Source organism: Serratia sp. BNK-23 (assembly GCF_047456145.1).
Taxonomy (GTDB): Bacteria; Pseudomonadota; Gammaproteobacteria; order Enterobacterales; family Enterobacteriaceae; genus Serratia; species Serratia nematodiphila.
In genome coordinates, this window is sequence record NZ_CP179900.1 from 4567104 (window position 1) to 4581901 (window position 14798).

General features: G+C 60.4%; 16 protein-coding genes. 3 read left to right on the forward strand and 13 right to left on the reverse strand.

Going from position 1 to position 14798, the window contains the following annotated elements; translation table 11 throughout:
* Window positions 1-4 precede the first annotated feature (4 nt).
* Complete coding sequence (gene rpsF / locus ACMGF9_RS21750; protein WP_004933634.1) at window positions 5-403, reverse strand: 30S ribosomal protein S6; 399 nt, start codon at window positions 401-403, stop codon at window positions 5-7.
* A gap of 453 nt (window positions 404-856) precedes the next feature.
* Between rpsF and ACMGF9_RS21755 the strand changes: the two genes are divergently transcribed.
* A complete protein-coding gene (locus ACMGF9_RS21755; RefSeq protein ID WP_004933636.1) occupies window positions 857-1123 on the forward strand; it encodes a DUF1471 domain-containing protein in 267 nt (88 codons plus the stop codon).
* A gap of 99 nt (window positions 1124-1222) precedes the next feature.
* Here the strand turns inward: ACMGF9_RS21755 and ACMGF9_RS21760 are convergent, their stop codons facing one another.
* Both ACMGF9_RS21760 and yjfP read right to left on the reverse strand, forming a co-directional pair.
* On the reverse strand, window positions 1223-1570 hold the full coding sequence (locus tag ACMGF9_RS21760; protein WP_088381170.1) for a hypothetical protein: 348 nt from the start codon (window positions 1568-1570) through the stop codon (window positions 1223-1225).
* A 123-nt stretch (window positions 1571-1693) separates the two neighbouring features.
* Window positions 1694-2446 (reverse strand): esterase, encoded by a 753-nt coding sequence (gene yjfP / locus ACMGF9_RS21765; protein ID WP_015376396.1) that lies wholly within the window; start codon window positions 2444-2446, stop codon window positions 1694-1696.
* Window positions 2447-2573: 127 nt separating this feature from the next.
* Here yjfP and bsmA point away from each other — a divergent pair, with 127 nt between their 5' ends.
* Window positions 2574-2882 carry a biofilm peroxide resistance protein BsmA gene (gene bsmA, locus ACMGF9_RS21770; RefSeq protein ID WP_021504936.1) on the forward strand — a complete coding sequence of 103 codons (309 nt, stop codon included), beginning with the start codon at window positions 2574-2576 and terminating at the stop codon, window positions 2880-2882.
* A 122-nt stretch (window positions 2883-3004) separates the two neighbouring features.
* Complete coding sequence (locus ACMGF9_RS21775) at window positions 3005-3280, forward strand: DUF1471 domain-containing protein (protein WP_031300149.1); 276 nt, start codon at window positions 3005-3007, stop codon at window positions 3278-3280.
* On the opposite strand, the gene ACMGF9_RS21780 is transcribed toward ACMGF9_RS21775, so the two are convergent.
* The 10 genes from ACMGF9_RS21780 to hflX form a co-directional block, all read right to left on the reverse strand.
* Window positions 3277-3675 (reverse strand): DUF350 domain-containing protein, encoded by a 399-nt coding sequence (locus tag ACMGF9_RS21780; protein WP_015376394.1) that lies wholly within the window; start codon window positions 3673-3675, stop codon window positions 3277-3279. The two genes, ACMGF9_RS21775 and ACMGF9_RS21780, sit on opposite strands and share 4 nt — an antisense overlap.
* Before the next feature lie 66 nt (window positions 3676-3741).
* Window positions 3742-5370 carry an isovaleryl-CoA dehydrogenase gene (locus ACMGF9_RS21785; RefSeq protein WP_414160414.1) on the reverse strand — a complete coding sequence of 543 codons (1629 nt, stop codon included), beginning with the start codon at window positions 5368-5370 and terminating at the stop codon, window positions 3742-3744.
* A 116-nt stretch (window positions 5371-5486) separates the two neighbouring features.
* Complete coding sequence (gene rlmB / locus ACMGF9_RS21790; RefSeq protein WP_004933653.1) at window positions 5487-6218, reverse strand: 23S rRNA (guanosine(2251)-2'-O)-methyltransferase RlmB; 732 nt, start codon at window positions 6216-6218, stop codon at window positions 5487-5489.
* A gap of 61 nt (window positions 6219-6279) precedes the next feature.
* On the reverse strand, window positions 6280-8754 hold the full coding sequence (rnr, locus tag ACMGF9_RS21795; RefSeq protein WP_015376392.1) for a ribonuclease R: 2475 nt from the start codon (window positions 8752-8754) through the stop codon (window positions 6280-6282).
* Between the two features lie 59 nt (window positions 8755-8813).
* On the reverse strand, window positions 8814-9239 hold the full coding sequence (gene nsrR, locus ACMGF9_RS21800) for a nitric oxide-sensing transcriptional repressor NsrR (RefSeq protein WP_004933660.1): 426 nt from the start codon (window positions 9237-9239) through the stop codon (window positions 8814-8816).
* Window positions 9240-9472: 233 nt separating this feature from the next.
* A complete protein-coding gene (locus tag ACMGF9_RS21805) occupies window positions 9473-10771 on the reverse strand; it encodes an adenylosuccinate synthase (protein WP_004933663.1) in 1299 nt (432 codons plus the stop codon).
* Between the two features lie 98 nt (window positions 10772-10869).
* Window positions 10870-11070, reverse strand: a complete 201-nt coding sequence (locus ACMGF9_RS21810; RefSeq protein WP_004933666.1) for a DUF2065 domain-containing protein — start codon at window positions 11068-11070, stop codon at window positions 10870-10872.
* A 63-nt stretch (window positions 11071-11133) separates the two neighbouring features.
* Window positions 11134-12138, reverse strand: a complete 1005-nt coding sequence (hflC, locus tag ACMGF9_RS21815; protein ID WP_004933669.1) for a protease modulator HflC — start codon at window positions 12136-12138, stop codon at window positions 11134-11136.
* 3 nt (window positions 12139-12141) lie between these two features.
* A complete protein-coding gene (hflK, locus tag ACMGF9_RS21820) occupies window positions 12142-13392 on the reverse strand; it encodes an FtsH protease activity modulator HflK (RefSeq protein WP_016929360.1) in 1251 nt (416 codons plus the stop codon).
* Window positions 13393-13460: 68 nt separating this feature from the next.
* Entirely contained in the window at window positions 13461-14741 is a 1281-nt protein-coding gene (gene hflX / locus ACMGF9_RS21825; RefSeq protein WP_004933675.1) for a ribosome rescue GTPase HflX, read from the reverse strand.
* Between the last annotated feature and the right edge of the window lie 57 nt (window positions 14742-14798).

Genomic DNA, 14798 nt, shown 5'->3' on the forward strand with positions numbered 1-14798 from the left:
GCAATTACTCTTCAGAATCCCCAGCATCTGCATCATCTGCGGTTTCGTTAGCGAAATCTTCGCGGCGATCGCCACGACGTTCGTCTTTCGCTTTAACCATCGGAGATGCTTCGGTTACCGCGTGCTTAACGCGCATAACCATGCTGCGGATAACGGCGTCGTTGAAGCGGAAGTTAGTTTCCAGCTCATCGATCGCTTCCTGCGGCGCTTCAACGTTCAGCAGAACGTAGTGAGCTTTGTGCAGTTTGTTGATCGGATAAGCCAGCTGACGGCGGCCCCAGTCTTCCAGACGGTGAATCTGACCTTGCGCGTTAGTGATGGTAGCACTGTAACGCTCGATCATGCCCGGAACCTGTTCGCTTTGGTCAGGATGGACCATAAAAACGATTTCGTAATGACGCATCGAATTGCTCCTTACGGATTATTCAGCCTCCTGTCAGGGTCAACCGCGGCCCATGGAAGCAAGGAACGTGTTTAGTGTGCGGCTGAAAAATGACGCGTAATCATACTGACGCAGGGCGGGAAACTCAAGGACTGCGTGGGTTTTATTCGCGTTAATACGACGCGCTATGGGAAATAGCACGATTTGCTCGTGAGTGAACCTATGTACGCCGATCCATCAGTTTCAAAAATCTTTCAATGAAATCAGCGTTGAGTCACAAATCTATTTCACTTTTTTTGAAGGATGCCTTCAAAACACCCCGCTTTTTAATCACCGGCAACGGACTAAAATTAACCATATCCGCCGCAGACAGCGCGACGAAAAAGATCCCAGGTTATTCAATGCAGATAAATGACTTTTTGCCGCAGCGACACTCGCTGTCAGGCCGTAACGGCAAAAAGTAAGAGAGGCACTATGAAACGCATTATTCTCGCGACGGCGCTGGCCGCCCTGTTCTCCGCCAATGTGATGGCCGCGACGGAGATCACCTCGCACCAGGCCGATCAACGCCAAAGCGTCGGCTTCGTCACCCTGAACCAGAATGTGGTTTCGCCGGACGACGCCAGCAGCCAGGTCAGTAAAATCGCCGACCAACGCGGCGCAAGCTCTTATCGCATCATCGCCCTGCACGAACCGGGCGACAACAGCACGATGCACGTCAGCGCCGAGCTGTACCGCTAAAGAGACGCGCCACGCCAGGGAAATCCCAGGGCTTCATCAGAAAGCCCGTTCAGTCCGCACCGGAGCGCCGCCCGTTGGGCGCTCCGCTTCCCCCGCCAATCAGAGCTTGAGCAACGCCGGCGCGTTGAGCGCCTTGCCCGGATTGTGCAACTGCAACGCCATCCGCAGATAGTGGGTGCGCATTTGCAGCAGATCGGCACTTTCCGCCAGGGTCGCCCGCTGTTCGAACGAGAGTGCTCCCGGCGCCGCAGTGTGAGTGGCCGCCGCTTTCGGCGCGAAAGAGAACAGTGCCGTCATGTTTTGCACCGTATGCGCGGTAATGCGCGACAGCGGATGCACCTTGCCGTCGGCTGCCTCCAGCATCTCGCTGAAGGCCGCTGAGTTAAGCTCGGCGCGCGCTTTCATCGTTCCCATTAAGCCGGCCACACTGCCGATGCTTTTTATCATGCCCTCTGCTCCTTGCTGCCCTGAAAGAATTCACGCTGACATTCTCCCCTTCATTCGGCCAAACGATGGCCGAAACAGCAGGCACAGAGCGCTGCAATTCCATGCATCGTGCCCGGCGGCGCATCACAGCTCGCGGCGGAAAAAGTCTGCCGTGGCGGACAGCGCCAACGGCGTGATGCGGTGCTTCACCCCCGGCTCGACGAGCGACGTCAAACGGCCATCCGCGCCTTGCCGCCGCAGTTCGGCCGCCAAACGCAGGCTGTCCGCCGCAGGCACCACGTCGTCCGTCTCGCCGTGCCACAGCAACAACGGCCGCCCGGCTATCGTCTCCAAACGCCCTTCCAGCTCATATTCCGCCAGCACGGCGGTGCGCGCGGCAAACGCCGCCGGCGAGAGCACCTCGCCCTCTTCGCCCAACGGCGGATACAGCGTTTGCGCCAGTGAACGGTAATAGCCGGAGCCCATCAGACTGGCGGCCGCCCGGATCCACGGGAAGCGCGCGAAGGCGCCAAGCGCGGTCATGCCGCCCATTGAGGCGCCGGCAACGCCGATGCGTCCGTCGGCAATCAGGCCAAGCCGCTCAAAATGTGCCTTGATCTGCGGCAGCTCGTCGATATTGCTGCGCAGGATCTCCCAGAACGCCGCCAGGCGCCGCGTCTCATCGCCGTCGAACCGCTCGCCGTGCCGATCGGCATCCGGCAGCACCGCCCGAAAACCGGCGCGCGCCAGCGCATAGGCGAAGTAGGCGTACACCTCTTTCGACGAGGTATAGCCATGGCAGAAGAACACCGTCGGCAGCGGCCGATGATACTGCCCCGCCGGCACCGCATGGATCACCGCAATATCGCCCGCCCGCTCGTCATGAATTTCGATCATCCGTTCATCCTCAACTCACCTGTTGGCATTCATCATGACAAACTTGCGCCAGCCAGCGTTAGCTCAATCTGTTCCAGCTTATATTGCGTTACACTGAAGCCATCGCACCGGCTCTTTCGAGGTTCCCATGACGTTTGTCCGCACACTTATCGCCCTGACGCTGGCCGCACAGCTTTCCGCCTGCGGCATCATGACCACCACGCCGAAACCGCCGCCGCCGCCCACCGCACAGGCGCAGGAGATCGTCCGCGCGCAGACCGTCGAGCTGGTGAAAATCGGCACCGTCACCGCCGTGGTACGCGGCAGCCCGATGGACGTGGAAGCGGAGATCCAGCGCAAGGCCACCGCCGCCGGCGCCCGTTATTATGTGATCATCATGAACAGCGAAACCGTCGTGCCGGGCCAATGGTATTCCCAGGCAATCCTGTATCGCTAAGGCGGGGATTTTTTAAGCAGATTTACACTGGCTTTGCACAGGCTGAAGCAGGGTGTTGCACACTGAGGGACAGCATGCCGCATGTTGCGGGTGCGATTCAGGATCTGACGAAGGGGAACGCCATGAAACGCTCCACCGCACTCACCTCCCTCTTGCTTTCCATGGGGTTGCTCAGCACCGGCGCACAGTCCGCCGAGCTGGCGCCCGCCGATCGCGTGACGCCGCTCAGTGAAATCGCCGAGATCACCTTCAGCAATCTGCCCGGCTCGCCGCAGGAAGCGGAACTGGCCATCGCCCGCACCGCCGACCGACACGGCGCCAGTTATTACCGCATCCTGCGGATGGAAGAGCAGGCGCACCCGCTTGGCTGGCGCGCCTCGGCCATCTTATACCTTTAGTAGCTCATGCACGCCGCATTCAACACGCCGCCGCTGACGGAGACGCCCCCCAAGAAAATCCCGGCGGCCAGGTGATTCGCTTCTATCTTGTCGCTGATGCGCGGCATGTAGATCTTCACGGCCGCGAACAGCAGCAGTTGCACCACCAGCGCCACCACGCCCCACAGCAGGTAATCCAGCAGGCTGATCGAGTTGATCGCCGCGCTGGCCAACGGGATCACATACCCCAGGCAGGCGCCGATGAAAGCAAAGGCGGCGGATTGATTATCGGCCTTGATCAGCGCCCATTCGTCGTGCGGGGTGATGCGGGTATAGACGAACAGAAACACCAAAATCATGGCGAAGCCGCTGAAGAAGTAAGAGGCGAACGCCGCCAACGCGCTGAGAATATCCATGTGCATTTTCCTGTCAGAGTGAGGCTGAATTAAAAAGGTTTTCGCCGCCGGGCGCCACCCTTTTCCCTAACCGCCGATGGCGCGGTTCAACAACAGCTCGCACACCTCGGCCGACAGTAGGCTCTCACCGCGGTGATCCAGCGTCAGGTGACACCAGGCGTCGGCGATCTGCGGGCTGGCGTGCTGCAACAGCTGCGCGGCGCAGCACAGATCGAACAGCTGCTGGGTCAGCAACCGCCCCATCTCCTCACTCGGTTGCCGGGCGCGCTGCTGCCACTGCCGCCAGGCGCGATCGAACAACCGATTCTGGCCGCGCACCGGCTGCAGCTCGAACTGCAGCATTTCAAGCGCGCCCGGCAATTTGTGCAGGCTGCGCAACACGTCCAGGCACATGATGTTGCCGGAACCTTCCCAGATGCTGTTCACCGGCATTTCACGGTACAGGCGCGGCAGCTCGCTCTCTTCGCAGTAGCCGATGCCGCCCAGCACCTCCATCGCCTCGGCGATGAACGGCATGCCCTGGCGGCAGATGCTGTATTTGGCCGCCGGGGTCAGCAGGCGGCTGTAGATCAGCTCGCCCTCATTGCTGCGGCTTTCCCAGGCGCGGGCCAGCCGGAACAGCAACGCGGTATGCCCTTCCAGCCGCAGCGCCATGCGCGCCAGAACCTGGCGCATCAGCGGTTGTTCGATCAACAGCTTACCGAATGCCTGCCGCTGCAGCGCATGATACAGCGCCACCGACAGCCCGCGGCGCATCAGGCCGTGGCTGCCCAGCGAGCAGTCGAAACGGGTCAGGCCGCCCATTTTCAGGATATGCCGCACGCCGTCGCCTTCATCGCCCAGCAGCCAGGCGGTGGCATCCTGAAACTCCACCTCGCTGCTGGCGTTGGAGCGGTTGCCCAGCTTGTCTTTCAGCCGTTCCAGGCGAATGGCGTTGCGGCTGCCGTCCGGCAAAATGCGCGGCAGGAAGAAGCAAGACAGCCCGCCTTCGGCCTGCGCCAGCACCAGGTGCGCATCGCTCTGCGGCACCGAGAAGAACCACTTGTGTCCCACCAGCCGGTAGGCTTCGCCCGGCCCACGCGCGCCGAGCGGCACGGCGGTGGTGGTATTGCTCAAGACATCGGAGCCGCCCTGCTTCTCCGTCATGCCCATGCCGATCAGCAGGCCGCGCTTTTGTCCGCCCGGCAGCAGGTGAGCATCATAACGATCCGACAGCAACGGCGTCAGCCAGGAGCGAAACTCGGCCGGTAACGCCTGCTGCAGCAGCGGTGTGGCGCCGAAGGTCATGGTCACCGGGCACAGCGTGCCGGCCTCAACCTGCGCATGCAGCATAAAGCGCACGGCGCGCGCCACGAAGGAACCGATGCGCGCATCCTCCTGCCAGGGCAGGTTGTGCACCCGGTTGGCGATCAGCCCCTGCATCAGGATATGCCAGGCCGGGTGAAAGCGGACGTCGTCCAGTCGCTGGCCGGTGGCGTCGTAGCGCAGCAGCTCCGGCGGGTTGGCGTTGGCCAGCCGCCCCAGCTCCAGCGACTCCTGCGTGCCGAGCTGCTGGCCCAGCGAAGCCAATACCTCGGCGTCCCAACCACCTTGCTCGCGCTGCAGCGCTTCGCGCAGCGGCGTATCGGAGAGAAACAGGTTGCTGTTACCCAGCGGCTTGGGTTGGTTAAAAACGGTGTGCGTAGTCCAGACCATGAGAGTGCTCCCTGAAAAAAGCGTCAGGAGTAAGTATGGTCGGCGCAGGGATTTCTGCCGCAGGCGGGATCACAAGAGGGGGAATTAACGGGGGCACTGCGCCCCCGTCAGGAGAATCAGCCGCGCTGACGCACCGCTTCGAACAGGCAGATGCCGGTGGCGACCGACACGTTCAGCGAAGAGACGGTACCGGCCATCGGGATGCTGATCAGCTCGTCGCAGTGTTCGCGGGTCAGGCGGCGCATGCCTTCGCCTTCCGCGCCCATCACCAGCGCCATCGGGCCGGTCATTTTGCTCTGATACAGCGTATGGTCGGCTTCACCGGCGGTACCCACCACCCAGACATTCATCTCTTGCAGCAGACGCAGCGTACGCGCCAGGTTGGTCACGCGGATCAGCGGCACGTTTTCAGCCGCGCCGCAGGCCACTTTCTTGGCGGTGGCGTTCAGCTGGGCGGAACGGTCGCGCGGCACGATCACCGCGTGCACGCCGGCCGCGTCGGCGCTGCGCAGGCAGGCACCGAGGTTGTGCGGGTCGGTCACGCCATCCAGCACCAGCAGGAACGGCGTCTCCACGCTTTCCAGCAGGCCTGGCAGATCGTTCTCCTGATACTGACGCCCTTCGCGCACCCGGGCGATGATCCCCTGGTGCACCGCGCCTTCAACCTTGTCATCCAGCCATTGGCGATTCGCCACCTGGATCACGATGCCGGTCGCTTCCAGCTCGGCGATCAGCGGTTGCAGGCGGCGATCTTCGCGGCCTTTCAGGATAAACACTTCCAGGAAGCGTTGCGGGTCGCGCTCTAACAGGGCTTTGACGGCGTGGATGCCGTAAATAATTTCGCTCATGATGCTCTTTTAAATTCGTGCGGCCGGCGATAACCGGCCGATGATAACGATGTGCGGCAGGTTAGGCCTGCTCGGCACCTTTCTTCTTGGCTGCGCGTTTGGCTTTGGTCGCCGCCGCGATTTTCCGCGTTTTGTCGGACGCTTTCTTGGCTTTCTTTTTCGCCTTCTTCACGTTGTCCGCAGGCTTGGCGTCATCCTGCTTGCGGAAGGCGCTGTCCGGCTCGAAGTTGGCCGGCGGTTTGCCGCCGCGGCGCTTGCCGCGCCCTGCGCTACCGTTGTCGCGCAGCGTACGCTGGCCGCCTTTCTTGGCGCGATCGCGCTCGGTTTTGCCTTCACCGCGCGCTTTGCGGGTGCTGGACACCAGCGCGAAGTCGATCTTGCGCTCGTCCATATGCACCGCGTCCACGCGGATCTCCACCGTATCCCCCAGGCGATAGACCGTGCCGGAAGACTCGCCGATCAGGCGCTGGCCGATATTATCGTAGCGATAGTAATCATTATCCAGCGTTGATACGTGCACCAGCCCGTCGATAAACAGATCGTTCAGGCGCACGAAGAAGCCGAAGCCGGTCACGCTGGAGATGATGCCGCTGAACACTTCACCGACGTGATCCTGCATGAAGTCGCACTTCAGCCAGTCGGCGACGTTGCGCGTCGCTTCGTCCGCGCGACGCTCGGTCATCGAGCAGTGTTCGCCCAGCTGCAGCATCTCTTCAAATTCGCTGTGCCAGCCGCCGGTCGGCGTCCAGCGCTCTTTCGGCTCGCCGTGTTCTTTGGCCAGCTGATATTTGATCGCGCGGTGCAGCGCCAGATCCGGATAACGGCGGATCGGCGAGGTGAAGTGGCCGTAAGACGCCAGCGCCAGGCCGAAGTGGCCGCGGTTTTCCGGATCGTAAATCGCCTGTTTCATCGAGCGCAGCAACATGGTTTGCAGCATTTCGTGGTCAGGGCGCTCAGACACTTCATCCATCAGCACCGCATAGTCCTTCGGCTGCGGCTTATTGCCGCCGCCCAGCGTCAGCCCCAGTTCGCTCAGCACGCTGCGCAGTGCGGAGATGTGATCGTCGCTTGGACGATCGTGCACGCGGTACAGCGCCGGCTCGTTGCGTTTCTCGACGAAGCGCGCGGCCGCCACGTTGGCCATGATCATGCACTCTTCGATCAGCTTGTGGGCGTCGTTGCGCACCGTCGGCTCTACGCGCTCGATGCGACGCTCGGCGTTGAAGATGAATTTGGCTTCTTCGGTTTCGAACGCGATGCCGCCGCGCTCGGCGCGCGCCTTATCCAGCACCTTGTACATGGCGTGCAGCTCTTCCAGGTGCTTGACCAGCGGGTGGTAATGCTCGCGCAGCTCCTGATCGCCCTGCAGAATGTGCCACACCTTGTTGTAGGTCAGGCGGGCGTGAGAGCTCATTACCGCCTCGTAGAACTTGGCCGTGGACAGGCGCCCCTGGGCGGAGATGGTCATCTCGCACACCATGCACAGGCGATCGACCTGCGGGTTCAGGGAGCACAGCCCGTTGGACAGCACTTCCGGCAGCATCGGGATCACCTGCGACGGGAAATACACCGAGTTGCCGCGGCTGCGCGCTTCATCGTCCAGCGCGGTGCGCGGACGCACGTAGTAGCTGACGTCGGCGATCGCCACCCACAGGCGCCAACCGCCGCCGCGTTTTTTCTCGCAGTACACGGCGTCATCGAAGTCGCGCGCGTCTTCACCATCGATGGTGACCAACGGCAGCTTGCGCAGATCGACGCGGCCCTTCTTGGCCGCTTCCGGCACCTGTTCGCTGAGATCGGCCACCTGTTTTTCCACCTGCGGCGGCCAGGTATGCGGGATCTCATGGGTGCGCAGCGCGATGTCCACCGCCATGCTGGTGCCCATCTTGTCGCCGAGGATCTCAACGATCTTGCCAACCGCCTTGGTGCGGCGGGTCGGACGCTGAGTCAACTCCACCACCACCATAAAGCCCATGCGCGCGCCGCTGACGCTGTCCGCCGGGATCAGAATATCGAAGCTCAGACGGCTGTCGTCCGGCACCACGAAGCCGGTACCGGCGTCCATGAAGAAGCGGCCGACGATCTGGCTGGTTTTCGGCACCAGCACGCGCACGATGCGCGCTTCGCGGCGCCCTTTGCGATCCGCGCCCAGCGCCTGCGCCAGCACCACGTCACCGTGGATCGCCATTTTCATCTGTTCGGCGGACAGGTACAGGTCGTCTTTGCTGCCTTCAACGCGCAGGAAGCCGTAGCCGTCACGGTGGCCGATCACCGTGCCGCGCAGCAGATCCAAACGTTCCGGCAGCGCGTAGCACTGGCGGCGGGTAAACACTAACTGTCCATCGCGCTCCATGGCGCGCAGGCGGCGGCGCAGCGCTTCCAGCTGTTCTTCACCGCTGAGACCCAATTCGTTGCCCAGTTCTTCGCGGCTGGCCGGCGTTTCTCTTTTCGCCAAATGGGCCAGGATATATTCACGGCTGGGGATAGGGGATTCGTATTTTTCTGCTTCTCGTTCCAGGAATGGATCTTGTGACATTGCGGTTCCTCCGTTGTCATCAGCAGGATGACGTTGAGCCTTGTCTTCTCAACGTCGTTTTATTCGACAAGCAATAGCTTGTAGAGCGGCGGATTGTCTTCGACCATGTCGGCCAACGTATGCTTATCCAGCTCTTCAAGGAAATTCTGTACGCCCTGGTGGAGCACCTGCTTCAATCGGCAGGCAGGGGTGATGTGGCAAAACTCGCTGCTGCAGTTAACCAGCGCGAGCGGCTCCAGCGCCCGCACCACGTCGCCGAGGCGAATGCTCTCGGCCGGTTTGCCCAAACGGATGCCGCCATGCTTGCCGCGCACCGCCGTGACAAAACCCACCCGGCTCAACTGATTGATGATCTTCACCATATGGTTGCGAGACACGCCATAAACCTCGGTCACTTCCGAGATGCTGGTCATCTTGTCCTGCGGCAACGAGGCCATGTAGATCAACGCCCGCAGGCCATAATCAGTAAAACTTGTTAACTGCACATCTTACCTCTGGGTATCACTTTACCCGTCTGATACGCCGCTTTTCGGCGCTATTCAAAAGATTACTCATTGGATAATAAACCAGCCGGAGAGTTCGTCGCTAATTATTTAGCGAATCCCGCGCCCTAAGGCGGGTTTATGAAAGGATTTTTTGACGTGAAACCGCAATCGGAGGGAGTCAGGATAAAAACAAACCGGGACGCGCCCGGTTTGTTTAATGCCGCAAAGCCTGATTATGCGTCGAACGGGTCGCGCAGGATCATGGTTTCGCTGCGATCCGGGCCGGTAGAGATGATGTCTACCGGTACGCCGGTCACTTCTTCGATGCGCTTGATGTAGTTCAGCGCAGCCTGAGGCAGCTTGCTGTGCTCTTTCACGCCAAAGGTGGTTTCGCTCCAGCCCGGCATGGTTTCGTAGATAGGCTCGATGCCTTCCCAGCCTTCAGCCGCCAGCGGAGTGGTGTCCACTTCGCGGCCGTCCGGCATGCGGTAGCCCACGCAGATCTTCACTTCTTTCAGGCCGTCCAGGACGTCCAGTTTGGTCAGGCAGAAGCCGGACAGGGAGTTGATCTGCACGGCGCGGCGCACCGCTACCGCGTCCAGCCAGCCGGTACGACGACGACGGCCGGTGGTGGCGCCGAACTCGTTACCCTGCTTGCACAGGTACTCGCCGGTTTCATCGAACAGTTCGGTTGGGAACGGACCTGCACCCACGCGAGTGGAGTAGGCTTTCACGATGCCCAGCACGTAGTCCACATAACGTGGGCCAATGCCGGAACCGGTAGCTACGCCGCCTGCGGTGGTGTTGGAAGAGGTAACGTACGGGTAAGTACCGTGGTCGATATCCAGCAGGGTGCCCTGAGCGCCTTCGAACATGATCAGGTCGCCACGCTTGCGCGCGCCGTCCAGCAGTTCGGAAACGTCAACCACCATGGCGGTCAGGATGTCGGCGATAGACAGCACATAGTCCAGCGTCGCCTGATAATCGACGGCGTCAACTTTGTAGTAGTTGACCAGCTGGAAGTTGTGGTAATCGACGATCTCTTTCAGCTTAACGGCGAAGGTTTCTTTGTTGAACAGATCGCCGACGCGCAGGCCGCGACGAGCCACTTTATCTTCATAAGCCGGGCCGATGCCGCGACCGGTGGTGCCGATCGCTTTCGCGCCGCGCGCTTTCTCACGCGCGTTATCCAACGCAACGTGGTAAGGCAGGATCAACGGGCAAGCTTCAGAGAGTAACAGACGTTCGCGTACCGGGATGCCACGCGCTTCGAGTTCACCCATTTCTTTCATCAACGCGTCCGGCGCCAGAACAACACCGTTGCCGATGATGCTGGTGACGTTTTCACGCAGAATACCTGAAGGAATTAAATGAAGAACGGTTTTTTCACCGTTGATTACCAGAGTGTGGCCAGCGTTATGGCCACCTTGGTAGCGCACAACATATTGAGCCCGTTCAGTCAGCAGGTCTACAACCTTGCCTTTACCTTCGTCACCCCATTGGGTGCCCAGTACGACGACGTTCTTACCCATTTTTCAAAATCACCGATTGCTTAAAAATGGATTCTACCACCGTAATTTTCGATTTTCAGCACTTTTAGCATACGATTGCATAAATTTTGGGCTAGACTTTAAAGACCCGTGCGGCCGCTCAACATGTAGTAGATCACGCAGCCCGCAACCACTATTCCACCGCCAAATCGCCGCAGCGTCGCGTCCGGCAACTGCGACATCGCCACAATCATTTTGCGCCAGGCCTGCGGAAACAGCATCGGCCCCAATCCTTCCAGCACCAGAACCAGCCCGAGCGCCAGCCAAATCGTTGAGTTCATGCATCCCCCAAAAACGAGAAAGGGCCCGCGTAAACGGGCCCTCGATCAGATTACCTGCCGCGCTTATTTGCGCAGGGTATCAGGCGACTTCATGTAGCGGAAGAAATCGCTGTCCGGGCTCAGTACCAGCACGTCCTGATTGTCCTTGAAGCTGGCTTCATAGGCACGCAGGCTGCGGATAAAGGCATAGAAGTCCGGATCTTGGCTGAACGCGTTGGCGAACAGCTTGGCCGCTTCAGCATCGCCTTCACCACGGGTGATACGCGCCTGACGCTCGGCTTCCGCCAGGGTACGAGTCACTTCGTAGTCCGCGCTGGCGCGCAGTTTCTCGGCTTCTTCCTGGCCCTGCGAGCGCAGACGACGGGCTACCGCTTCACGCTCGGCGCGCATACGCTGGTAGATGGCGTCAGACACTTCGGCCGGCAGGTTGATCTGCTTGATACGCACGTCGATCACTTCGATGCCCAGCGCCGCCATGCTGTTCGGGTTCACCTGCGGCTGTTTGCCGGTGGTTTCCCGCTCAACGCGCGCCGCCGCAGAGGCGATAGCGTCATCGGCTTCGGTGGTCGCCACTTCTTCGCCGTCGCCCACTGTGCCGGTGTTCAGCGCGTCACGCACGTCAGACATCAGCTTGCCGCGCGAGTCGGTCACGATGTCTTTCACGTCCAGGCGGCCGATTTCGGAACGCAGACGGTCGCTGAACTTGCGTTTCAGCAGCACTTCTGCCTGGGAGACGTCGCCGCCGCCGGTCGCCAGATAGTAACGGCTGAAATCGCTGATACGCCACTTCAGATAGGAGTCGACGATCAGGTCTTTCTTCTCGCTGGTCACGAAGCGATCGGCCTGGTTGTCCATGGTCTGGATGCGCGCATCCAGGTTCTTCACGGTCTCAATGAATGGGATCTTGAGGTGCAGACCCGGCGCATACACCAGCGGCTTGTTTTCGCCATCGCGCAGCACCTTGCCGAAGCGCAGCACGATGCCGCGCTGGCCTTCCTGCACCACGAACAGCGAAGCGTACAGCACCACCAGCACCGCGAGGACAATAACTACAAAAGACTTACGCATTGATTACTCTCTCCCTACGCGAGTGGTGTCGTCACGCTGCGCATTCGCCCGGCGCTGATCCATAACCGATCCGCCGCTGGTGCGCGGAGTGCTGCTGTTGGCAGCCGGCGCAGGATTCGGATTGAGGCGAATCAGGCTGGTATCCTTGTTGCCGCTCTCCGTCGCCGCGCCTTGGCCGCGCAGCATCTGATCCAGCGGCAGCACCATCAGGTTGTTGCCTTTGTCGCTCACCAACACCTTACGGGTATGGCCCAGCACTTTTTCCATGGTTTCGATATACAGACGCTCGCGGGTGATCTGCGGTGCGGACTTGTATTCCGGCAACAGCTTGGCAAAGCGCGCCACCTCACCCTGAGCTTCCAGGACGGTGCGGTCCTTATAAGCCTTGGAGTCTTCCAGCAAACGCTGCGCCTGGCCGTTCGCACGCGGCTGAACTTCGTTGGCGTAAGCTTCCGCTTCACGGATGTATTGCTGCTCGTTCTCACGCGCGGCGATCGCATCGTCGAACGACGCCTTCACCTCTTCCGGCGGACGCGCCGCCTGGAAGTTGACGTCCAGCAGCGTGATGCCCATGTTGTAAGGACGAATGGTCTCTTCCAGCATGCGCTGCGTATCGTTACGCACCACGGTACGGCCTTCGGTCAGGATGCGATCCATCGAGTATTTGCCGATCACGCCGCGCAGGGCGCTGTCGGTCGCCTGGCTCAGGCTGTCGTCGGCATTGACGACGCTGAACAGGTACGCTTCCGGGTTGGTCACGCGGTACTGCACGTTCATTTCCACGCGCACCACGTTTTCATCGGAGGTCAGCATCACGCCGGACGCTGCCAATTCGCGCACGGACTCCACGTTCACCGGACGCACGTCGTCAATGAAGGTCGGCTTCCAGTTCAGGCCCGGCTGCACCAGATGGCTGAACTTACCGAAACGCGTCACGACGCCGCGCTCGGCTTCCTTGATGGTGTAGAAGCCGCTGGCGGCCCAGATCACCACCACGGCGACCGCCGCGATACCGATAATGCGGCCGCTGAAGCCCGGACCAGAGGTGCCGGTGCCGCCGCTATTGCTGTTGGAGCCTTTGCCCCCGCCGAAACCGCTCAATTTCTTGCTCAGTTTGCGGAAGATATCGTCCAAATCAGGTGGCCCTTGATCACGACCGCCTTTGTTGTTACCGCCAGAGTTGCCGCCATTGTTATTGCTGCTCCCCCACGGGTCGCGGTCCTGTCCGTTATTACCGGGCTGATTCCACGCCATGTTTTAGCTCCATATTCTGTGATTGGGTACTTCAGGCTTTCGCGAAGCATAAATGTAACAGGATATGATCATACGATAAAGTCAATCAGGTCCTGTTCTTGCTTGCAGAGACGACGCCATTCGACGATCGGCATTCGCACCACCACGCCAATGCTGCCGTCTTCTTCGTTCCACTCTTTTTCAATCGCCTGAAGCTGGTAAAAACGGCTGCGAAGACGGCCTGCCCGTGGCGGTAAGCGCAATTCGTAATGCGCGATCTCCCCCGATAAGCGCTCCGTCAACGCCTGATACAGCAACGGAATACCCTCTCCGCTGGCGGCGGACAGCCACACCCGGATCGGCAGGTTTTCGTCGTTGCGGTCGATACGCGGCACAAAATCGTCCAGCATATCTATTTTGTTCATCACTAACAGTGTAGGAATTTCATCCGAGTCTATCTCCGCCAGCACGGTGTTCACCGCTTCGATGTTCTCATCGACGCGCGGATCTGCGGCATCGATGACGTGCAGCAGCAGAGATGCCTGGCGCGTTTCCTGCAGCGTCGCCTTGAAGGCGGCCACCAGATCGTGCGGCAGGTGCCGGATAAAGCCTACGGTATCCGCCAACACGGTATCCCCCACGTCCGGCACGTCAATGCGCCGCAACGTAGGATCCAGGGTGGCAAATAGCTGGTCCGCCGCATACACCTCGGCAGACGTTATTCGGTTAAACAGGGTGGATTTGCCGGCGTTGGTGTAGCCCACCAGCGATACGGTCGGCACATCGGCGCGGGTCCGCGCGCGTCGGCCTTGTTCACGCTGCTTCTCTACCCGCTCCAGGCGGCGCAGAATCAAGCTGATGCGATCGCGCAACAGGCGACGGTCGGTCTCAAGCTGGGTTTCCCCCGGCCCGCGCAGGCCAATCCCCCCTTTTTGCCGCTCCAGGTGCGTCCACCCGCGTACCAGGCGCGTGGCGATGTGACGCAACTGCGCCAGCTCCACCTGCAGCTTACCTTCATGGGTGCGGGCACGCTGGGCAAAGATGTCTAAAATCAGCCCGGTGCGATCGATCACCCGGCATTCGCACAGGCGCTCGAGGTTTCTTTCCTGCGCCGGGGAAAGGGAATGATCAAACAGGACAACAGACGCGCCGCTGGCTTTCACCGCATCTGCAATTTCTTCGGCCTTTCCTTCGCCGACAAAGTACTTCGGATGCGGGGCTTTGCGGCTACCAGTCACCACTTGCAAAGCTTCGACACCGGCTGAGGAGACCAGCGATTCGAACTCGTTGAGGTCTTCCGTATCTTTGTCTTGCGAGAAATAGATATGAACCAGTACGGCCTGCTCACCGGCTTCATAACGGTCAAACAAGCGTGCAACCTCTCAAACGGACACTCACCGTGAGTTTGGGGGACATAAACAGCCCGC